Below are 21,122 nucleotides of genomic sequence, written 5' to 3'. Positions count from 1 at the left end.
CACGGCGCCAAGCAGTGGCAGAACTCGCAGAGGATTCAATGTCGGGAAAGCCATGGGCTCACCTCAAGCAACAATCCACCCATTGCCAGAGCAGGTAGAGGTGATTCTCCTTGGCAGGCCTGTTTCGCCATTCGCCCCACCGGAAGGTGGACTCGCCAATGCGATGACAACAGGTATCTGTTTCGCCCCAGGACCCGGGGTTTTCCAGCGTGTTGCGCTGGCCCGGGGTGAGCTCGGTGTACTCGGTACCACGATCATCCGTGGAGGCTTCGTCACCGGTTTCGGTATTCGTGTTCTGAAAGTCGGTCGGGCTGAACGGTGAACCCGCGGCTTCAGTGCGCGGGTACATCATCTGCATCTTGTACTGGCTCTTCTTGATGTGCGGGAAATACTGGCTTTCGCACATGGTGTCCTCGCCGACGGTTCGCTTGGCAAGACCCCGGCGGTGCAGCTGGGCCATGGCGCGGGAGGCGGCAAGACTGGTGTCGCGCACGGGGTTTGAACCCCCGCTGATATGCCCTGAGAAGGGATACAAGTTGCCCCAGCAGCCGGCAAACCAGTAGATGTCATCGATAGGCTTGCCGACGCTCGAGGCTGGGCAGTCGACCAAAGATGCCAAGGCCGCAGATGGGCCAGTGAACAACAATGCCTCCGGGATCGCGAAGAGCGTCAACTCGGGATCACTCCAGGTGGGATCGAGCTCGCTGATGAACAGTAGATCGAAGTCCGTGTAGGAGGCCGGCGTACAGATGGGCGCAATCAGGATCTCGAGGATCTCGAATAGCGGGAAGGCATACATGTGGTAGTTGTAAAAGGCCTTTCCGCCGCCGCCGGCGCCGGCCTGGGTAGAACGCCCGCCTAACAGCTTGAACGAATCAGACAAGCGGACCCCACCGAGCGTGGGGCTGCAGTACGGGGTGTGGGTGATCTCAAGAATCTTGGTCGGGTGCCACATGCCGGTGGTCAACCCCACCTCGGGGACGCCGAGTTCGTCCTCGCAGAGGCAAACAGTGCTGTCAGCCGCGCCTGCCGGCGCGCCGGCGCTATCGCCGATCTGTCCGGCGAAGACGCGGATAGGAAGAACGCAGTCCCAGCAAATACCGGTAAACAAGAACGAGCCCCAGATTTCCGCGCTCGGGCAAATCAGATCATCATCGGCGGCCGAGGTCACAGGCCAGATGGCAGCCAGACTCAAGCCCAGCAAGGCGATTTTCCGGCGCCAGTTACGTTGATGACTCATAGCGCGAGACCCACTTCCTGAATACGAAGGCGTTTGCCCTCGCCTGTGACAACCGAGGGGATGGCCCGGATGCGAAGCATGATGGCGAGGTCCCGCTTGAGCAGGAATATCGGCATGCCGAGCTTGTCTTCGACCTCGGTGATGAAATCGAAGCCCTTGTCACGATCAATGGCCGTGGTGATGAAGACATCGAGCTTGCCGGGCAGCGGCGTTTCGGACTGCTCAATGACATACTCGATCTGGCGTGGATCGGTGGCATCGAAGATGAAGACGCGCCGCGTGAAACTGATCTTGTCGAGCGGGTTGTAGGACTCCCCTGCCCTGGCCAACAAGCCGCTGCCGTCTGGTTTAGGAACATCCTCCTTGACGATCACGGTGGGATCGACCAGGCGCACCTCGTCGGCCTTTGCCAGTGGCAGCTCGATGAAAGGCGGATGATTGGTCCAGAAGCGCTCGCGGGCCTGACGTTTCTTCTGCTCCCAGTCGATGCTGGCAACCCTGGATTTCATCAGCTCCAGAAGGTCCTGCTCCGCGATGTCATAGACCTGTCCAACGCGTCCGAGATCGGCGGAGAGATCAGGGTCAGCGTCCTCCGATAGGCGCTTCTCACCCTGCTCTTTGAGCCAGTCCAGATTGATGCTGCCTTCGACACGAACCGTGGGCTGACCTGGCTTGTCGGAGAGCATGACCAGGGTCGGTACCGCGGTAACGCGATAGCGCTGAAACGGCTTCGGGTGAATCTGAACTGATGGTTTTGGGTCTAGCCCATCGGTCATGGCATTGAAGCGCAGCAGGCTCTCGCGAAGGTTCGCGTCACCTGGCAGCAGACCTCGGAAAAGGACCACTACCTTGGGGTTGACGGCTGCCACTTCGAGAAGGCTGCGCAGCTCAGACTCGGGCATGCCCGTGGAAGCGAACGCCAGAATGACGCCGGCATTGCCACTGACGTCAGGCTCCAGTCCGGACATGTCCATGCCCTGCTTTTCGCCGGCCGCGGCGACCGCGTCACGCTGAGCCTGGCGAGCCTTTTCGGCAATCTCGGCACCAATGTCTCGATACTCTTCCGGTGGCTCGGTCTCGAGCCAATCGGGTGGGTTCTCCTTGGCATGGCGAATCGCCTGTTCGGCACGCTCGAGAATCTCCTTCAGGTCAGCGTCGGTATTGCCGGATGGCTGGGCATGTAGTGCGGTGGCGGCAGACAGGCCGGCGAGCAGGCAGACCACAAATCGAGTCATCGTGCGCACCTATTTCCATAGCCCGTAAGCGCGGCCGATCAGCTGGTCGGGCTTGACCAGGCCCCAGAATCGGGAGTCATAGGACTTGGGGTGCGTGCCCAGCACGAAGTAATGACCTGGCGGGATGCGGGTGTCGATGGTCTTTATCGAGACCGGATTGCCGGTTTTCTCCCCGATGGTATCCACTGTGATATCCGCGACCTTCGCCTGGTTGACGAAAACACCGTCGGCGGTGACACGGACCTTGTCCCCCGGCACGCCGGCGACGATCTTGATCATGGTCAAGCCGTCAACGAAGGGGTCAACCAGGCCTTTCGTTTTGAACGCAATGTACTGGTCCGCGCGAAAGGGATAGGACTCCTTGTGAATGAGAAAGACGGTGTGGGGGACGCTGTGCCCTCCCTTTTGCATCTCAAATCCAAGGGTGAAGTTTTCGCGCGCGAAGTAGAGCGCGGGCAATAGAATGAACAGGGTGATCAGCGTCTTGACCAGCCCGATATAGAGGTTTCTCCACATCGATCGATGAGAGATCTGGTCAGCGGTAGCGCTCACTCTGGTGTTACCGTCAGACGTGAAGGCGCGCGCATGACGCCGCGGCCATCCAGGACAATCATGCCGGCATCGGCATAACGATCAGCCACTTCACGAGCGCGTTGGGCTGATCGCTTAACGGCCTCTGAAAATGCCGGGTCGGAGGGGTCCATCCGGGCGGTCATTGCCCCGACATCGAGCACAACAATGCTCGGAGAATTGCGCATCATGTAGGCATGCGCGGATACCGCGCCGACGGCGCCGGCCACGATCATCGGGAGAATGGCAGAGACGATATCAAGCAGCTTCATCGCCGTTCTCGCGGGCCATGATGCGATGGATCGCATCAGTGATGGACAGGCCGGAATCCACCAGCTTGTTGATCTCGGATACTTCCTCCGCCTTGGTGCTGTAGAGAAGCTGACGGAAGCGATCCACGATGAGGCGGGCGATACCGATGCCGTTGCCGGTGTTGATGAACATCTCCGAGTAAACCCCGGTCACCGTCTTGACCGATTTCAGGAACTCGTAGCCAGCTTCGGGCAGATCAATTCGCTGGGTGCGCTTGAGGTTGGCGACAGTCTCAGCGTTCTGGCCGAGCAAGATCTTGTTGGGGCTGTTTTCGGCAATGGCCACACCGGTATTGTTCGAGTAGAGGTCGTTGACCGACTGGGTCGCCACGGCAAAAGCCCCGCCGTACTTTCTGGCGCGTCGGTAACCATGGACGATGAAGTCCCCGACATCGCCCTCTGTGAGGAGCTGCCAGGCCTCATCGATGATGACGAGCTTTCGACGGCCGCGATCGCCCAGGTACATCTCGTTGTTGATCTGGTAGATCAGCATCAGCAGAACGATCTGCTGAAGATGACGGCGGCCTTTGAGTTCTTCGAGCTCGAGCACCGTGAAAGGGTTATCGAACTGCATGGTGTTGGGTCCATTGAACCAGCGCCCGTATTCACCGGCAACGGTGAACTGGAAGAGCTGCTCGCCGAGATCCTGAATGCGTCGGTCCTCGTGCTCTCGGAGCATGTCCGAAACAATGTCGATGGTCAGATCTTGCTTGTGTGCTTCCCAGCCCCTTCGAAGGATGCGGCGAAGGTTCGAGTTCTGAAAGTCGGAAATCGGCCCACTGGGCTGGGCCATGGTCGCGATGACCGTCGCGAGCATGTCCACTTCGTCGTTGTAGTTCTGAACAATCGGGAATGGATTGAGGCAGATATTCGATTCGTCGGTGAACTCGATGAAAGAGCCGCCGAACGACTTGGCGAGCTTTTCGTAGCTGCGACCGACGTCGATGATGAAGACCTTGGCGCCGAGGCTGAGGTAGGACGAGGCCATGGCGTTGACGAGGAACGACTTGCCGCTGCCACTCTCGGCGGCGATGGCGCAGTTGTAGGAGCTCTGGGAATCGAACAGATCGAAATTCATGATCTGTCCATTGCGGCTGACGAACTGCAGAACGGGCGTACGGGTGCCTTTCCACTCGCTGATAAGGGGCAGCATGTGGCTGACGTGGCGTGTGGCCAGTGATCGATACCGCTTGAGCTCTTCGACGGCCTTTCGGTCGGCGCCGAAAGGCATGTTGTTGATGAAGATCGGCAGACAGAAGAATCGATCTTCTAGCATCTGGTAACCAAGTTCCCGGTAATAGGTCTTGGCGACGGAGACAGCCCCAGCGGCTTCTTCCTCATCATCGGCAAAGAGCATCAGGGACATGGAAAGACGAACCGGCCGATCGCCGTCATCCAGCGCCTGGAACATCGTGTCGAAACTGCGCTTGGTGTCGACCAGCTGGGGAACGAACTTGACGAGCTTGCCGCCGGCCTGCTGCGTGGCCCACTGCCGGCGCTTTTCGAGCTTGCTTTTCAGCTGCTCGGCATTGGGGTAATGAATGTTGAAATTCAGCAGGAAATTGCCGCGGATACCGCGGGTGCCGCTCAACGGGTCGCCGACGAACAGAGCGGCACTGTTGATATGGACTTCCTTTGGGATGCGCTTGGGGCTGAGGACCTTGATGCGCGTACGCTCTTCTTTGTTTCGCGGATCACCCGCCCATAGCCCGGTTGGATCTACCGAGATGGCCGTGTCCAGATCCAGCACCTGGTCGCAGATGAGCTGCTGGTCATCGTAGAGGTCGAATTCGGATTGCCACCGCGGATTGTCGCCGCCGTGAAGAAGCACGGACATCAGGCGAACGTACATTGAGGCATCCACCGGGGTCGGCTTCATGCCAATGATGTCGATGGTCTGCTGAACACTGCGACGGAGCTGCCCGAGTGTCTCGAGTTCGAGATCGGTAGGCTCGGGGTTTTGCAACGGTATTTTGACCGTGATCAGGCTGAGAATGTCCCGGACCTTGGTGTGGTTGCGGTTCTCGATGGGGCGCCGGGTGCCCCGGCGCATGAACTTGGAGGATTCGACGGTGCTCTCGTAGAGGAGGTTGTGCATCGGCGAATCATTCCGGTGGGGAATGCGGCGCGAAACGAAGTCCGTCAGCCAGTATTCGATGTCGCGATGCCCGATCAGGCTCACCGATAGAATGGTGTCACCGGGGAAGTCCTGATTGAGCAGGACGTTGATCTTTTCAGCGGTGGTTTCGTCAGCGCCGTTGAGCGGGTTGGAGAGAAAGGCGAACCCGACGGCGGTATCACTCAACACGAACAGATGGTGATCGCTGTCGTAAGCAAGCACCGGGAAGAGCTCACTGGAGTGATTGTGCTCGTAGAGCTTTTCGCGCAGGGGCGCCAACATGGCCTAACTCCGGGAGAGAACGAGGTGGGAATGCAGGGCGGGCGCCATGCCCGCCCTGCCGGGTCCACTTAGAACAGAACGCCACCAAGGATGTTGTCGATGACAGTCGGGGCGTTGGCCAGAGCCAGGCCGCCGGCGACGCCGACAACAACAGCCATGATCGACTGACGGACCACACCCCAGCCCAGGCCGGTGATGATCATGCCCAGGGCGATGATTCGACCGAGGGTGCCTTCGGTCCAGTCGGTGAGCTGCTGATAGATGGTGTCGAACTCCGTGCCACCGGCGCCGGCATAGGCAGCGCCTGCACCGAACATGGCGACGAAGACCAAAGCGAACTTGAAGATGCGTTGCATGATTGATTACCTGTCGTTGTATGCCGCCTTACTGGCGGTCGGAATCGAAATATGCGCGCCCCACATTCGGTGAATTTCCACCTGACGACGCCGTCGGTGCGGATGCTGGCTGATCTGTGTCTGCCGAGCTGCCGCCCGATGTCGAGGAGTCGCCAACCTGGACGGGATACACGGGGCCGGTGGCCGCTTCCGGGCCGGCACCGATATTCCAGGTGCGGGGTGCAAGGTCGGTGAAAACATACCCGCCGGCATTCAGGTCCCGATCCTGGTCCTGCCAGGGCCCAATCAGAATCCGAAGCGTCTTGGGCTCGGTCCGGATGGGAACGGGACGATCAGGCGATGGGCTGATTCCCCCACGGGACAACACCAGTGGAGCGGGCGTAAGAGAACGCCCGGTAGAAGTCGTATCTGATGGGGCATGGCCATCGTGGTGGGCATGGCCGCCGCCGGCATGAGGTGACTGATGTACGCCATTGGTGGCGTCATAGACCTCGAGTGCTGACATACAAGTCTTGCCCTCAGGAACGCCGCTGCACGCAAAATCCGAGTTGCCGATGGCGCAGGCGCCAAGCAGCGGGATGAAGGACAGAACGAACAGACGGTTCATGCGTTGTCCTCCAGGAAGGCCGCAAGATCTCGCGGCGTACCCAGGTGGGGTTCGCCGTTCGGGGCATAGACGAAGGGCACCCCTTCAACATTAAGGAGCTGAGCCACCGCCGCGTTGCGGTAGAACTGGGCGCGATCGCAGCTGTCAGGGGCGGCAGGCAGGTTGTCGAATTGCTTGGAGAACAACGCCTGGCGACTCTGATCCTGATCCGGATTGCAGACCAGGCGGATGGAGGTGTCCGCGGCGACAGGCCCTTTGTAGAGGGGAACCAGAACAACCCTGAAGGTGTAGTCGTCGAAGAGGCCACGGGACTGCTTGAGCAGCTCGTTACAGTGCGGACAGTAGGGGTCTACAAAGTAGATGACCTCCTTGGGCCCATTGCCGAAGGTGACGGCACCCATCTCGGTGAAGTCGATGCCAATGCCCTTGAAGTCGAGTCGGCGGGCCTGCTTGATATCCTCGATGGTCCGCAGCTCCTTGCGCTCGAGAAGATCGATGACCTTGCCCACCACGGCATATCGCTTGTTGCTGGTGATCAGCACCAAGTTGCCGTCACGATCGACCGCGCTGATGTCGGTACCCGGCAGCGGAACCACCTGTGAAGTGATTTCACGGGGGTCGCCTTCGAACAGCGGAGTGGGCCCCATCTGGCCTGGGGGCTGGGATAGTGCCGGCGTGGCAACAATCAACCCCGTGGTCAAAGCGGTAACGATGAATCGAACGATGCTCATGTAAGAAATCCTACGGCCGGGCATGGCGGGAACGTCTGGCTTTTGCAGGCGTATATGAGGGGGGTTTCCCAGGCATCAGTTAGGCAATACCGGGAAGGTCAGTCCGCGAACCAGAATGAAGTTGACCTGTCGCATGGCATCCACTTCGATGACGGGGAAAGTCTCTTCGGCGAACTGCAGGTAGTAATCCGCGAGTCGTTCCAGGGCATTGCTGGCCCCGCCGCTCAGCCCAGAGGACGCCAGGTCACCGGCCGAGGGCGTGAAAAAGCCCTGATCCGGGTTGGTGCTGACAATGGGGACGCGTTGCTGACCGAAGGCCTGGGAGACGCCGCTGGCGAATCCGGCCAGCAAGCTGTTGGCGAGAACAGAGCCGGCCCGAGAAACCAGTCGACCACGTACGCCAGTCTTGCCATCCTCCCCGGAGGCATAGGCATCGATACTCTTCTCAACCACGCGGCCATCCGATGCGCGAATACAGCTGATGCGTTCGGCTCGAAGGAATACTCGCTCACTGGAAAGATCACCGAATCCGGCGGCGAGGACGAAGCACTCGCGCACGTCGAAGGCGAAATAATTGGGTAGCGTGGCTTCGGTCTTCACCCGAATGAGGCTTGGCACGGGCTCCGAGCGGGCCTGATTGCCGGTGGGTGCGTCCATGCCGGTAATGAGCACCCCGGACAGAATGGAACCGGCCGGCATGGTGTAGGCCTGAGCGGCGGCTTCGGCCGCGGCCTTCTCTTCCGGTGTCGGTTCAGTCTGCGGGGGCTCGCCGGATTTGACCTGGATCGTCAGGCCGCTATCAGGGGCCTGCGGGTCGGCGTCCAGCGGGCTCGTGCCAGGCTGTCCCTCGGGTGATATCGGCGTGCTGAAAAGGTCCCACTCCTCTTCGATCACGGCCTCATTTGTGGTCTGACCTTGCGCATCTTGCGGAGGAAGATCATCGGGTTGGCGCGGCCGGCCAGAGAGGTTCTCGGTATCGTCGCGAAGCTGGTTGATCTCAGTCTGCGCACGCTGCAGCTCTGACTGAAGGTTCTGAAGCCGCTGGGTGGAATCGACAAGCTGCTGTTTGAGCGACCTGGTCTGGGCTTCGGAGCGTTGCTCCATCTGGGTGATAGAGGACTGATAGCGCTTGGCTTGCATTTCGAGTTCGCCACGTCCCTGCTCGACGGCATCCGTGAGATTTTCGATGCGCGCCGCCAGCGCTTCGATACCCAGAGCTTCTTCATTGCCACCGGTCAAGGGCGCCCGGACGACGGGCTGGTCAGGCTGTTGGCGAACTCTGGTGTCCTTGCCCCCAGAGGCGTAGATGTAGAGGACCAGGAACATCAGCGCTCCGCCGATGACCAGCACGACGTTTCTCTTGTTGGTGGCTGAGAGGCCTTCCCAACGCTGCTTGATCTGATCAGAGGCGCTCACGATTACTCCGTGAATACATAGGGCCGCTCAGGACGACCGGAAGCGGCGGGCGCACGTTTGCGCACGATGTAGAGCTCAGCCTCGGCGCCGGGCTGCACGATCGCAGAGGGATAAGCTGCAACCGCCAGCACGTTGGGCGTCAAACAGTCGGCTTCACGGATCTCGATCGGCTGATACGTGTCGTTGCGAACTCGATTGACAGCGAGGCGCCAGGCATGGCCATCCAGAACCTGGGCAAGTTCCACCCCTAGATTTTCGAGCGGGCAATAGAAGTCCACTGCATCTTGCCGAGAGGGTTTCTGGAGCGTGTAGCCAGGCGGGACGTCACCCAGCGCCGTGGCACTGAGAAGCTTCTTGATGGTGGAGACGTAACTGCTCCCGGTCTCGAAGCGGCGGGCCTTGGCGGTGGTGACAGCGCCATCGAAGCGAGTGTTGGGTAACCGCAGGCGGATCTCACGGGGCGGGATGGACTTCGGAATCAGAGAGAGCGAAATCGCAGGCCCGCCTTCGGCCGGTTCAATGAAGAGGCCAATCGCACGATCATCATCGGTTGCGACATAGATGATGTTCGACTCGATGTGCGTCTGGACATTGTTGGCCGTCTTGATCGCGGGCGTCTCGAATGGCGTGACGATCCGGTTGAGATAACCACGACTGATGCTGACGATCTCGTTGAGGCCCGGGTCGACATCCAGCTCAAGTGGGTATTGCTGGGACTGGGTAAACCCATCGGGGTAGGTAGAGCGCTGACGGGTGTAGCGCCGCGACGCCGTTGATTCGGCCTGGCGTGCCGGCTCCAGATCCTGGGTCGGGATGCCTGGGAGTTCGACGCCCTGAATGTTGATGCTCTGCTCTTGCGCGAGCGCCGGATAGGCCGTCAACATCGAGGCCGCCAGAGCGGCATAAAAAAGCATTGAGTGGCGGGGCATCTTACTGGCCCTCCCGTTGTTCTTGTGCCGCTTCCTCACGCCGACGCTCCGCGGCATCGAGCCGCTGCATCACGGTCTTGGTTTTCGGCTTGCCGCTGTAGGTGTCGAAATAGGTGATGACCGGGCTGCCCGCTCGGATATCGAATTCGTACTCGTAGACGCGCTGGGTGCGCTTGGTCTCGCCACTCGACCCGGTCAGCTGCAGCCAGCCATCAATGAACACCTTCCCGGTTTCGACTTCATAGTTGACCGATCGCGGATTGAAGGCGACGGACAGCCCATCGCGCTTGATACGGTCCACCTGCTGAGCCAGGGATTCCCGGATTGCCTGATAGACCCGGGGCGACATGATGTTCTCCAGGGTCCCGGCGATGAACTCGGCATTGCTCGGGGTGATGTTCCCCATCAAGGTGGCGGCGTAAACGCCCCAAGCTTTTTTGTAGCCGCCATCCGCACTCGACTGTGAAACGCGAACGGTCTCGTCGAGGTTCGGAGGTACAAGAACAGCCACTTCCTTTGAACTCATCCAACCGATGGTGGTGAGTAGTGCAAGAGATAGGGCCATCGGAGTCACGAACTGATGAATGCGGATTTCTGCCCGCATGCCGCCCCAGGTGCGGCGAAGTTGCTTGATGTCCATCAGCTGTGGAAATCCCGACGAAAGGGGTTACCCACGCTGTAGCCGCGATCGACGCCGATCCCATGCCAGTTGAGGAGGTGGATCAGATAACCCTCGGGCCGGGAATCCTTGTACTTTCGAAAGAGCTTCGAGAAAACGATGCCAACGGCAGTGCAGATGATGACCTGCTGAATCATGTAGCCGAGCAAGAAGAAGATGATGATCGGCATGGCCTCATCGAAGGACCAGAGAAGAAATCGCTGGGGTTCATCGATGAGGTGGGGCGTGGGTATTGGCTTCATGTGGTCTCTCGAAGGTGTCCTGCGGACAATCTAAGCGGAGAGCGTCGGGAGACGTGGGTTATATGAGGCCGTTTTTGGGTGCTTTTTCCTGCGTGTCCCCACACCGGCTGGCCTAACCTTGTCTCATTCAAGGAGACCTCAATGCACGTCATGAAAAATATCCAACTGCCCCCCTCTTCCAAGACGCTTGGACTCGCGGGGGTTATCGCTGCTGTGCTGCTCAGCGGGCCTGCCGCTGCTCAGTCGTTCGAAGACGAGATGATGCGTCGCCTGGAACACCTGCAGAAGCGAACCGCCACCCTCACGCGAATGGTTCATGAGCTGAAGCTCGAAGGCGCCTCACGCGATGCCAAGCTCGAAGAGCAGATGAGTTGGCAGCGGCAACAGACCGCAGATGTGGCCGCGCGCATGCGTGATCTGGAGCTGGGCGGCGACGGGTCCTACGTCGGCAACGAGCGATCGATTCAAACGCAACCGGCAAGACGGAAGAGCAACACGCAAGCCACTGGTGTAGAGCCGGCTGCTGCGGTGACCACGCGAGAGAGCGCAAAAGAAAGCCGGTCTGCCTATGAATATGGCTATGGCGATCAGTCGTACGCCGGACAGCCAGTAGGAAATGCCTCCTCCTGGGCAAACACCGGGGCGGACAACAGCTACCTGTCTCGGGGCGCCAGAACACCTGGCCAGAAAAGCCGACGATCTGATTCGGCAGGTCGTGACACCTCGGTGAGCCCAAGCAGCGGATCCACGGGCAGCGCGGAATGGACGTACAAGGTGGTCATCCAGTATTTCAACGAAACCGATGCCTACCAGGCGAAGGAAGCGATGGACGCGGCCGGTATCGAGGACGCCTATGTGCAGGCGTGGGGGAGCTCTTACCGGGTGGTCCTGGGTGAATACGATGACCGAATCGATGCTCGTATTCGCAGCGCGGTGGTGGACAAGAAATTCGGCCGGAAGCCGGGGATCTCGCAAGAGCGAGGATGACCGCTGCCTAGACCTTCTTCTGGATGTTGGAGGTCATCACCGCGAGGATGATCGCCACTGACACCGCCCAGAGGGGAACGAACAGCGGCGGGACGGGCAGAGGAAACACCAGGTAGGCGGGAATAGCTACGATCAGGGCAGCCACTGCGTGCATGCTGGCATAGTAGCGAATGGGCGAGGCGTAACCATAGGTCCGCTTTTTCACTTCCCTGGTCATGAATCCGTCGACGATTGCCGGGATGATCAACGGCAACATGAACGGCAGGACCTCAAGCAAGACCGAGAACCGATACAGGCTCTGATAGATGCCGTTCCAAACCGTCTCCATGCGGCGGCGAAACCAGGGGAAAGCCTCGCTTCCCAGATCCTCCAGTCCCGTCGATTTCTCGCGCGCTTCCTGAGTCGGAATAAAAAGCTGGAAACTGTGACGAACGATGCCGGTATCGTGAAAGGCACTCGTAAACCACCCGTCGGCTGCCTGACGGACGTGCTGCTCGGTGACGTCTCCAAATGACGCCCGCGTCATGCGCTGCTCCCGGCGCAGATTTTCGACCACACTATCCGGGGAAAAGAAGGCGGCCACCACAAGCACCTCGCAGAGAACGAGAAGCAGCCACATGGTGAGGGTCTTGAACATTGCGGATTAAGCCGCCGGAGAAAACTGCGCCCAGTAGTGGTTGGCAAACGGCCGGGCGAGCCGGTCAAAGCAATGTTCGGCCATAACCAGCTGCGTATCCGCTACGAGCTTTGCTGACACCAGCTTCGAGGTTTCAACCGTGGGCGCAGGCTGACTCTGGCCGCGCCAGAGAATGTAGGGCCCATCCATGGGACGCCAGACGTCATTGGGGTCAGAAACGCGGATAGCCCGGGCGCAAGCCACATCTTCCACGGTGCCGAATAGGCCTGCGAGGAAGGCGACCATGTAGCCTCGGTCCGCATCGTTGCAGCCGCCTCGATCGAACAAGGAGCGAACGCGCAATAGCCCGTCCTGCACCCCGGCATGGAGAACGCTCTTGGTGCCGTCGGCCGTGGGCAGAACATCACCCACATAGCCAGCCCATCGATAAGAGATGGTCGGCAGGCGCGGCCAGAGGGTGGCAAGCATTTCCCAGGTCGCCTGGTGTTCGTAGTCGATCAATGCGCTGCGAAACATGGCGCGCTGCTGCATGATCGACCATGCCGGCATCTTTTCCGACTCGCGATCCGAAAGCGGGCCCTTGGGATAGTTAGGATAGGTCATAGGGAACTGGGGCACATCAGGCCGCGGGTGAGAGAGTGCGAGCATCAGGGGTCTGTGTCTGAGTGGTAGCCGGATTATCGGCAGGCGTGGAATGTTTCTGGAGCCATGGCATATCTTCGAGCTCGGGATCGATCTTGCTCTGAAGAATCGGGAAGCGACCCTTCACGATCTTGCCGCCACTCAAGGTGGCGATGTAGTGGAAGTTGGGCAAGGAACCCAACAGCTCGGAGGGAACCAGGTCCGCATCATCCTTCTCGATCAGACGTTCGCCATAGCCGCCGACGAAGTTGGTCGGATCTCGGCCTTGGGCGACAGAATTCGTGTTCTGTGTGTGCATGAGAGTCATGAGGCTTGATGTGCCCATGGACTCGGTCAGATATTCCTGGGTGTTGCCGTCGAGTGTGCGCAGGGCAATCGTGTTGTTGAGGTTGCCGAGAATCTGGCGCGCCTTGGCCTCATTGCCCATGCGTGCCACGAAATCCGGGTAAGTCTGGGTGGCGACGGTCAACACGAACCCCGCGCCGCGGCCCTTGTTCATCAGCTGAACGGTCGGGTTGGACAACACCTCCGAGGCCTCGTCGATGAAAAGCGCGACGGTTCGATTGTCGATGCCGTAGTTGTAGCGATCGCCGGCGACCGAGGTGATGTCCGCGAGAATGATGGAGGCAATAGCCGCACCCACCGTGCCATCACTCAGGCTGTCGGTGCCGATATAAAGGACCTGCCCTTCCTGGATGACCTTGGCGCTATCCGTCATGGGCCGAGGGTCGTTGTGGTCATCAGGGTCGGGAGATAACAGATCACCCAGATCGCCGGACGTGAGCATGTCCAGGGTCGGCATGAGCGATGCAAGCATCTTGCTGGCGTGCTCACGCGAGTGATCGAAATAACTGATCAGGCCGCCGATGGCTTCATGCGGGGACTGGTGGATGACCTCGTTCTTGTACATCAGCACCAGGGCCATGGTGTCCTTGCTCGAGGAGGCCGAGGGCAGGCGCATCTTGGCAGCCTGCTGCTTGTAGGCTTGAATCCGAGAGCGCCAGCCCGGCACGAAGCGCTCGTAGTAGGACTCGAGCACGCGATGAAGGAGAGCGTCAGGGCCGCCCTCGATGTGACGGCGAAGTATCTTGAGGTTGGGACGCTCGCTCACGAGGACCATCGCCTGAACAATCAGGTTGATCACGCGCCAGGAAAATGCCACGAACGCATCGGACCCGCTCTCGGAGGGGATCAGCGTGGCAATCCGCGAGGCAATTTCGGTGGGTCGGTTCCAGTTATGCAGCGGATCGATACGCACAGAGCGCTCGGGAAAGGCAGGATGGAAATGCATGAAGGCATCCGGGCGCCCGGCCAGGATGCAGGCACGCTGCATCGTCTTTCGGGCGTCCTTGTCGCCTTTCGGATCGACCATGATGACGCACTCGCCACGCATGACGGCCTGGGTGACAAGAGTTTCGAACGCCCGGGTCTTGCCCGAGCCGGTTGTGCCAACCAGAAGCGTATGGCCCTGCAGGTGATCAAGCGGAACGAGCACATCACCCTCTTCCCGGTTGAGTCCGTGGATCCAGAGCGAGCCAATCGAGGAAGGCACATGACCGTGCTCATTGCGCTTGGCGCGGGCGCCTCGGAGCCAGGCATAGAGGGCTGGCGGTTTGAGGTGAACGATCTTGCTCTTTCGAACCTCGAACGCCAGTTGCGCATGCTCTTGGCGCCAATCGAAGCCCCGGCCCATCCAGCAGCGGTCCGGAAATTTCTTGACCAGCTTCGAAAGTTGTTCGGGCTTCATGAAGGTCAACGACTCGGGGCGAAGCATGACCTTGCGCTCCCACAGACCGATGGCTTGTGACCCTCGGAATGCCGCAAACCCTGTGCACACCACCATCATCCACAGGGCCGTGGTGTAGTGGGCGGGGCTACTAAGCCCGTAGAGCGCGCACGCCGCGGCGCCGGCCAGCCAGGCCATCGCGGAGTAAGCTTCGAAAGCGCTCCGCCAGGGAAGGTCAATACTGAGCTTCACGCGCTACCCCGCAAGGGCGGGAATGCAACGTGCGGGCTTGCTCGATGGGTATCCGACTTCTTGTGCGTCGCGCTGGAAAACAGTGGTCGTGCCAATACGCAGCTTCTGGCGGAGCTGATTGGGCGATAGGTCAACCCCGTGGGCTGGCCCTTCTGCCAGAAGCCAATCGACCGCGCCTTCCAACTCGAAGATGATTCCTTGCTCGCAGCTGGTAACAGGGAACGATGACGGCGTCTGCCTGGCATGGTCATAGACCAGACGTACAACCGGTTCCATGTGAGCGAGCCCGCCATCGGCTGAGTCGGTGGGAGCGGCAGGCTGGGGGTTGTCGCTGTGAGCAGATTCATTACGACTGAGCGTAGAGGAATCGGGCGACGGGGTTGGCGTCTTATCCGGCGTTTTTTCGCGCGGTTTTGCGTGCCCAGTCTGGGCCGGGGCTTTCGCCTTGCTCTGCGGTATCGGTGTCGCTGCCGGTGAGCGAGTTGCCTCTGGTTTGGCGAGGTTGGACACCTCAACGAGGTAACGCGATGGCAGGGGTTTGAGCACGAAGACTGGCTTCTTCCCCTTCTTGCCGGGCGCGGTGAGCTGACGCGTTTTTTGTAGGGGTTTGCTGGGATCAATCTTGAGCAGGTTGTGCTGCTCGAAGAGATCGGCAAGCTTGTTCATATCGATGGCCACGACATCCGCGGCAGCGCTTTGTTCAAGGTGGAACATCTCCTGGTCGATCCACCAGTGTTCATTGGCAACGAGCTCGCCTGAAGCGATTGCATCGAGCACTGTTTCAAGCATCTCACCGGCAATGCCCAGGCGAGAAAAGTAATTCTTTGCCCCATCGCTTGGCGATGGTGGTGCGGACGCGTGTTCAGTCTCGGCCGTACCGGCGTCAGACGCAGATGCAGGCTCCGATCCCTTGCTCGGGACTGGCTCAGCGACTGGGCTTGGTGAAGGCCCCAGTGATGGGTTCTCCGATGGCGGCTCCGGTGCGCCCGGGTCCTCATCTGCGGGAGTCTGGGTCAGTATCTCCCCGGTTTCGGTGTCAACCGCCAGTTCGTCGGTGGTCGGCGCGGCACTACCCTGTGGCGCATTGGGCTCTTCGCGGCTCTGGCGATCCACGGTCAGCGTTTCATGCTCAGTACCGACCTCAGCGTCGGGCTGGTCCTGTATCTCCACCTCAATGGGCTTGGGCCTACCCCGCGGGAATATCAGGTCGTCGCGAACCAGGCGCAGGCCAAGGCGACTCTTGTTGGCCTGGACCTGACTGAATTTGGGCAAGATCAGGAAAAAGCGCTTGGACTTGCCAGGGGTGTTGTCAGCGGGTTCAGCAAAATGATGGGCGATCAGGATATCCGCCAGGGTTTCGTTGTTACCGGGCACGCCGGTAATGCCATCGCGGGTCAGGCGCGAACGCACTTCATCCAGACATTGAGGGAACATCAGATAGGTATGCGCCTCATCAGCGACCACGCCGGCGCCAGGCTTATTGACGGGCAAGCCTTCCGAAATAAGGCGCTGGAGAGCGGACACGAACTCTTCAGGCACGGACCGGGAGACCGCCATCCCGTCGACGATGGCCGGGGTTTCCTTGAGGCTCTTGGCCACGCTGGCGCTATCGGCCTTCATGACCAGGTCATGCACCATGTTCTCCCCGGCCATGTCATTGCCGACCAGGGCGTTCATTAAACAGATCGTGATTCGACGTTCGCCTTCGGAGATGAAGGAGAGATGTTCAGCACTGGCCACCAGCGGGAAAATCGCGGGTGTAAATCTCTCATGAGTCTGGTGATACCGCTGGCAGACCCAGGTAGGGTGATAGGACTCAAGCCCGTGCTTGATCCCCCAGTGGGTTATCGATTCGAGATAGGGGTTCCAGTGATGCTTGCCACAGGCGCTGACGACGTGAAGATCAGCGGCAATTTTGCCGAGATCGTGGCAAAGCCCTGCCAGGAAGACCGCGAAGCGCCAGCGAGGTTCGTCATCTCGACGTTGACGGGCGGTTGCCTCGGGCGGACTGAAAAACCGCACGCTGGACGATCGCAGCGCGAAGAAGGCGACCTCAAGGCCGTGGTACAGCAGTCCTCCCATGCCTCGGTGATGGTTGGACTCGGAAGCCGGCAGTGACTGGACGAGCTCGGCATAACGCTGCATCGCGGGCTGATAAAGCCGGGCAAAATCGTCGTCGTTGACGCCGCTCTCTATGCGGATCTGATAGAGAAGGTTGCGATGCGACGCAATGAGATCAGCGGGCTCGAAAAACGGGATACCCCGGGGCAAGGGCGGGTATCGGTGAAAGTGGGGGTCAGGCTTTGGCCAGGGAGCGCGGCGACCCGGCCCAGGCCCGCTGCTCACGGGCTTGGCGAATAAGGAACGGATCATGTGCCGGGCCTATTTGAACGGGCGACACGAGTAGCGGTAGGTGTCCGGCAGTCGATTGGTCGAGACGAATCGCCATTCGGCCTCGGTCAAGTTCTGGTTGTTGCAGTAGCGGTACCAGACCGAGCTTTGCACCGGCAGCGAAGAGCCGGATGGGGCATGGGCTCGGTGGTCGGGGGCGGAGGCCTGCGCCAGCGCTGGCCGGTGGTACCAGATCGAGTAGCGATAGCCCGGAGGCTGGTCGACGATGTCACGCTGCCGATGATAGTAGGCGGCGGTGTGGGTCGTGGACTCCCGGGCGTCCGCGGGCGGCGTATAGAAATAGGTCGGCTGGACCGGTACCGGTTCAGGGGTAGACGAGCAGCCCGACGCTGCAAGTCCGGCGACCAGGGCGAGCGGCGCTATAAACCAGGAAGTGCGACTGAACATAGTGACGAAACATCCGATGTGATCGCCTGCCGGCGCTTGGCTGCCTGAGATTGTTGGCAGCGCTTGTTGCGGCAGCGCCCCCGATCCTGGACTGGCTCGCCACAGTGGCAGCAGAGACGCTCCAATTGCTTCTTGATGGCGCAGTAAGGACAGGAGTAAAGCTTCGGGGTGATGGGGGAGATGATGTAAGGGACGGAACAGTCGTCGCACTTGGTTGTGCTGATGGAGCCCATCCTGAGCTCCTTGAGAAGAAGCAGCGCCCGGGATATCCCGATCAATTCGTCGTCGAAATCGAGCGCGTAGTGCTCGTAGGCATCGACAAATCGGCCGGTGTCCTTGCAGTTGACCAGAGAACCACTTGAGACGAGGTTCAATTTGATGAAGCTGTTAGCCAGGTAACTCGACAGCCGGTGAGTGTTTCTCGTTGAGAAGAAAAAATCCGGTTTCGTCGGATTTTTTCCACTACGAGCACTGCATTGGTGCACCTCGTAGTACCTGTCTCGCAACTCTTTTTTGGTCAGGCCAGGACACATGATCTTGATCTCATTGATCCGTGCCCCGTATCGGATGAGCCTATAAGACAGACACACCTCTTCCAGTTTTGAACTCATGTTCCATCCCTCGTCTAAAGCCCCCCGCTACAGTGGGCTTGGTTCTATTCGACCTTAGTTCTTGGTGGGACTCGAGGGTTTTACCCCGCGTTTTTCGGCCGCTTTCGGCCGCTGATCACCGACACCATCGCCTCATAGTCAAGCAATGAATCCGCCCCCGGATCAGCTAAACATTTACCTCGTGAAACGCAAGCTGGCAAGTTTTTTTGTCATCCCTGTCCTACAAGGTGTCATCTTTATCTGTCTGGCCTGGCCGCAAAGTGTTGACGCCACAATAGATGTGCCGCAGCCGTGGGCACGGGCCGCGGCGCATGCCGGGGTGTGCTGGACGGTGCTTTACGGGATTGCGCTGAGGGAGTCGCGCACGCAAGGCGTCACAATTACGAGACCCTGGCCATGGACTGTGAACTCGCCGGAAGGGGCTCAATACTTCGAGACCAGGGCTGCGGCTAAGAATCACATCGAGAAGCTGATCCGGAACGGACAGAAGAATATCGACGTGGGGCTGATGCAGATCAACTGGCGTTATCACGGACACCGGGTAGATTGGTTGGTAGATGAGCTGCTCGATCCGACTCGCAACGTGATGGTGGCCGCCGAGTATCTGGCCGAGACCATGCGGGAGACCGACGGAGATCTGGAAAAAGCCGTTGGCTGGTATCACAACCGGCGACCGGCAAGGGCAGGCCCCTATGCCAGCTGGGTGCTGGAAGCAGCGAAGGTATTAGATAAGAACGGGAGTTGCGAAAATGGGTATGGAATCACTAGGTCGTCTTTCTGAATCCGGCGCCGTCGAATCTCTGGAACGGATGCGTCGGGACCGTCGGGACCTGAATGCGCTGTTTCTGGATCTATTGATCCGAGGCGGTCGCGCCGATTCGGAGGCCGATGGATTTGCCGGCGTGAGCCGAGATCTGCTGACCGCGATCACCGAACTGGATATCGATGGGATCGAACATCTGGAGTCCATCAATGTGCCGCTGTTCCAGGTGAGCCGGACGGCCGCGGTAACGCCAGAGCCGATTGCCAACGACTGGATGCTTTTCTGTGGGGCAGCCCTGAGCTTCCTGAAATATCTATTCGAAGGCAGCTGGACCGCGGTAGTTCTGGAGGTCGGCGGCCGGTGCGGTTGCGAGGCCGAAATACTGGGTCAGCGACTGGAAAACCAGATTGACCAGCTGCGCAAGGGCCAGATATCCATCGTGGCAAGGCCCAGCGAAGAAGAGATGATGGCCTACTTCGAGTCGGCAAACCGCATTAACGAGGGCGTGCTGGAGCATGCCGGGATCCAATTGCAGGAGCGCATCCGAAACGGCGAGCGCTGCCAGCTTTGCATGAGCAGGTGACATGGACATGAACGAACACGATCATTCCTCTGAATCCGGTGTTGACAACGCCCTTGCGAGCGGCGTTGATCGACTGGCCACCATCTTCGAGCAGCACCTCAAGTCGGAAAGAAAGAAGCAGAGAAACGCGAAGATGCGGCTTGTGATCCTGGCCGCGCCCCTGTTCGTCATGCTCTACATGGTGATGGCCGACATGATTCGGGCGACGTACGCCTCCATGTCGAAGGAATATGTGGCTGTCGTGAAGCTACGCGGGGCCATTGGCGATGGGAAGGGCCCATCCACAGGCGATGTGATCCGTTCATTGAATAGCGCATTCGAGGATAGCCGTGCCAAGGGCGTTGTCTTGCACGTCAATAGCCCAGGCGGCGGCGCGACCGCCTCTGTTCGTATTCGGGAGAAGATCGATGACCTGAGGGCTGCACATCCGGACAAGAGATTCATCGTGGTCGCGTCGGACATGATTGCTTCGGGCGGCTATCTGATCGGCTCGGCCGGCGACAAGATCTACGCGAACCAGACCTCTCTCGTGGGCAGCATCGGGGTGATCATGCAAAGCTTCGGCGTAGGCAACGCCCTTGAGAAGCTCGGGATCGAACCGAGAGTGTTCACGGCCGGCGAAAACAAAGCACGATTCGATGCCTTCTCGGATGTTTCGGAGGATGACCGTGCCAAGATCGAATCGATGCTGGTCGAGATCCACGAGGTGTTCAAGGATTTCGTGATCGCCGGACGAGGGGATCGCCTGGCTGGAAACATCGACGAACTGTTTTCCGGGGACATCTGGGTCGGTACTCAGGCCAAGGAACTCGGCCTTATCGACGGGTTCGCGAGTTTATCGCAGGCGATCGAATCCGAGTTTGGAACCGACAACGCGAGGGACTACGGACCAAACCCCGCGGCATGGGAGCAGATCCTTCAGGCTAGCCAGAACCTGCTCCAGGCGTGGGACCTTGGGACTCATGTGCAGCAGGGCGTCCGGATGGAGTTCGCCCGTTAGTAGCGGGTAACCGTTGGAGTTCCACCCTCACCGAGTCACGGCGGTGCGTTCCGCGGCATCCGGGGCGGGATTGATTCGCGCTTCCAAGGCCGCCGGGGCGAGCACAGCCGATGCTGCGTCACCACACGGGATCGTCCGGCCTCCACGCGCCTGATATTCCGGCCTCCCGCCGGTAGCAAGTCGCTGGATATTGATCGCGGCGTTCACGTCGCGATCGTGGGTCGCCCCGCAGGCAGGGCAGACCCAGTGCCGCATGGATAGCGGCATCGCCGTCATCCGGTGACCACACCCCGAGCAGGTCTTGCTCGTGGGCGCCCACCGGTCAATCACCACCACCTCACGGCCGCCCCAGGCGGCCTTGTAGATGAGCTGCCGGCGCAGCTCGGCCCAGGCGGCATCGGCAAT

General features: G+C 59.8%; 23 protein-coding genes. 4 read left to right on the top strand and 19 right to left on the bottom strand.

Going from position 1 to position 21,122, the window contains the following annotated elements; translation table 11 throughout:
* Window positions 1-58: 58 nt before the first annotated feature.
* From RM531_RS08830 to traL, 12 genes are all read right to left on the bottom strand, one after another.
* Entirely contained in the window at window positions 59-1,240 is a 1,182-nt protein-coding gene (locus RM531_RS08830; protein ID WP_311658725.1) for a TraU family protein, read from the bottom strand.
* The gene (locus tag RM531_RS08825; protein WP_311658724.1) at window positions 1,237-2,475 is read right to left on the bottom strand and encodes a TrbC family F-type conjugative pilus assembly protein; all 1,239 of its coding nucleotides are present in this window, start codon (window positions 2,473-2,475) and stop codon (window positions 1,237-1,239) included. The genes RM531_RS08830 and RM531_RS08825 overlap by 4 nt, the downstream gene beginning before the upstream one ends.
* Before the next feature lie 9 nt (window positions 2,476-2,484).
* Entirely contained in the window at window positions 2,485-3,027 is a 543-nt protein-coding gene (lepB, locus tag RM531_RS08820) for a signal peptidase I (protein WP_311658723.1), read from the bottom strand.
* Complete coding sequence (locus RM531_RS08815) at window positions 3,024-3,317, bottom strand: hypothetical protein (protein ID WP_311658722.1); 294 nt, start codon at window positions 3,315-3,317, stop codon at window positions 3,024-3,026. Before RM531_RS08815 ends, lepB begins: the two co-directional genes overlap by 4 nt.
* On the bottom strand, window positions 3,304-5,757 hold the full coding sequence (gene traC, locus RM531_RS08810; RefSeq protein WP_311658721.1) for a type IV secretion system protein TraC: 2,454 nt from the start codon (window positions 5,755-5,757) through the stop codon (window positions 3,304-3,306). Before traC ends, RM531_RS08815 begins: the two co-directional genes overlap by 14 nt.
* 68 nt (window positions 5,758-5,825) lie before the next feature.
* Window positions 5,826-6,113, bottom strand: coding sequence for a TraA family conjugative transfer protein (gene traA / locus RM531_RS08805; RefSeq protein ID WP_311658720.1), 288 nt, complete (start codon window positions 6,111-6,113; stop codon window positions 5,826-5,828).
* A gap of 28 nt (window positions 6,114-6,141) precedes the next feature.
* Window positions 6,142-6,720 (bottom strand): TraV family lipoprotein, encoded by a 579-nt coding sequence (locus RM531_RS08800; RefSeq protein WP_311658719.1) that lies wholly within the window; start codon window positions 6,718-6,720, stop codon window positions 6,142-6,144.
* Window positions 6,717-7,451 (bottom strand): DsbC family protein, encoded by a 735-nt coding sequence (locus RM531_RS08795; RefSeq protein ID WP_311658718.1) that lies wholly within the window; start codon window positions 7,449-7,451, stop codon window positions 6,717-6,719. Before RM531_RS08795 ends, RM531_RS08800 begins: the two co-directional genes overlap by 4 nt.
* A gap of 75 nt (window positions 7,452-7,526) precedes the next feature.
* The gene (locus tag RM531_RS08790; RefSeq protein WP_311658717.1) at window positions 7,527-8,867 is read right to left on the bottom strand and encodes a TrbI/VirB10 family protein; all 1,341 of its coding nucleotides are present in this window, start codon (window positions 8,865-8,867) and stop codon (window positions 7,527-7,529) included.
* Window positions 8,868-8,869: 2 nt separating this feature from the next.
* Window positions 8,870-9,796 (bottom strand): TraK domain-containing protein, encoded by a 927-nt coding sequence (locus RM531_RS08785; RefSeq protein ID WP_311658716.1) that lies wholly within the window; start codon window positions 9,794-9,796, stop codon window positions 8,870-8,872.
* Between the two features lies 1 nt (window position 9,797).
* The gene (locus tag RM531_RS08780) at window positions 9,798-10,436 is read right to left on the bottom strand and encodes a TraE/TraK family type IV conjugative transfer system protein (RefSeq protein WP_311658715.1); all 639 of its coding nucleotides are present in this window, start codon (window positions 10,434-10,436) and stop codon (window positions 9,798-9,800) included.
* Complete coding sequence (gene traL, locus RM531_RS08775) at window positions 10,436-10,717, bottom strand: type IV conjugative transfer system protein TraL (protein WP_311658713.1); 282 nt, start codon at window positions 10,715-10,717, stop codon at window positions 10,436-10,438. Before traL ends, RM531_RS08780 begins: the two co-directional genes overlap by 1 nt.
* A 141-nt stretch (window positions 10,718-10,858) precedes the next feature.
* Between traL and RM531_RS08770 the strand changes: the two genes are divergently transcribed.
* Window positions 10,859-11,704 carry a hypothetical protein gene (locus RM531_RS08770; protein WP_311658712.1) on the top strand — a complete coding sequence of 282 codons (846 nt, stop codon included), beginning with the start codon at window positions 10,859-10,861 and terminating at the stop codon, window positions 11,702-11,704.
* Window positions 11,705-11,711: 7 nt separating this feature from the next.
* On the opposite strand, the gene RM531_RS08765 is transcribed toward RM531_RS08770, so the two are convergent.
* The 6 genes from RM531_RS08765 to RM531_RS08740 form a co-directional block, all read right to left on the bottom strand.
* A complete protein-coding gene (locus RM531_RS08765; protein WP_311658711.1) occupies window positions 11,712-12,341 on the bottom strand; it encodes an IncC plasmid conjugative DNA transfer DtrJ family protein in 630 nt (209 codons plus the stop codon).
* Between the two features lie 6 nt (window positions 12,342-12,347).
* Window positions 12,348-12,944, bottom strand: coding sequence for a hypothetical protein (locus tag RM531_RS08760; protein ID WP_311658710.1), 597 nt, complete (start codon window positions 12,942-12,944; stop codon window positions 12,348-12,350).
* 16 nt (window positions 12,945-12,960) lie between these two features.
* Window positions 12,961-14,961, bottom strand: coding sequence for a conjugative transfer system coupling protein TraD (gene traD, locus RM531_RS08755; protein WP_311658709.1), 2,001 nt, complete (start codon window positions 14,959-14,961; stop codon window positions 12,961-12,963).
* 3 nt (window positions 14,962-14,964) lie between these two features.
* The gene (gene mobH, locus RM531_RS08750) at window positions 14,965-17,232 is read right to left on the bottom strand and encodes a MobH family relaxase (protein WP_311658708.1); all 2,268 of its coding nucleotides are present in this window, start codon (window positions 17,230-17,232) and stop codon (window positions 14,965-14,967) included.
* 111 nt (window positions 17,233-17,343) lie between these two features.
* Window positions 17,344-17,760, bottom strand: a complete 417-nt coding sequence (locus tag RM531_RS08745; protein WP_311658707.1) for a hypothetical protein — start codon at window positions 17,758-17,760, stop codon at window positions 17,344-17,346.
* Entirely contained in the window at window positions 17,733-18,371 is a 639-nt protein-coding gene (locus tag RM531_RS08740; RefSeq protein WP_311658705.1) for a FlhC family transcriptional regulator, read from the bottom strand. Before RM531_RS08740 ends, RM531_RS08745 begins: the two co-directional genes overlap by 28 nt.
* A 181-nt stretch (window positions 18,372-18,552) precedes the next feature.
* Between RM531_RS08740 and RM531_RS08735 the strand changes: the two genes are divergently transcribed.
* From RM531_RS08735 to RM531_RS08725, 3 genes are all read left to right on the top strand, one after another.
* Complete coding sequence (locus RM531_RS08735) at window positions 18,553-19,152, top strand: transglycosylase SLT domain-containing protein (protein ID WP_311658704.1); 600 nt, start codon at window positions 18,553-18,555, stop codon at window positions 19,150-19,152.
* Window positions 19,153-19,273: 121 nt separating this feature from the next.
* The gene (locus RM531_RS08730; protein WP_311658702.1) at window positions 19,274-19,717 is read left to right on the top strand and encodes a hypothetical protein; all 444 of its coding nucleotides are present in this window, start codon (window positions 19,274-19,276) and stop codon (window positions 19,715-19,717) included.
* 7 nt (window positions 19,718-19,724) lie between these two features.
* Entirely contained in the window at window positions 19,725-20,717 is a 993-nt protein-coding gene (locus RM531_RS08725; protein WP_311658700.1) for a S49 family peptidase, read from the top strand.
* Window positions 20,718-20,744: 27 nt separating this feature from the next.
* On the opposite strand, the gene RM531_RS16085 is transcribed toward RM531_RS08725, so the two are convergent.
* Window positions 20,745-21,098 (bottom strand): zinc ribbon domain-containing protein, encoded by a 354-nt coding sequence (locus RM531_RS16085; protein WP_432280508.1) that lies wholly within the window; start codon window positions 21,096-21,098, stop codon window positions 20,745-20,747.
* Window positions 21,099-21,122: the final 24 nt, after the last annotated feature.

Origin of the sequence: Spectribacter acetivorans, assembly GCF_031846305.1 — a bacterium.
GTDB classification, from domain to species: Bacteria; Pseudomonadota; Gammaproteobacteria; order Nevskiales; family Salinisphaeraceae; genus Spectribacter; species Spectribacter acetivorans.
The sequence above is the reverse complement of the archived record's forward strand: the minus strand, read 5'-3'. Positions and strand labels throughout refer to the sequence as shown.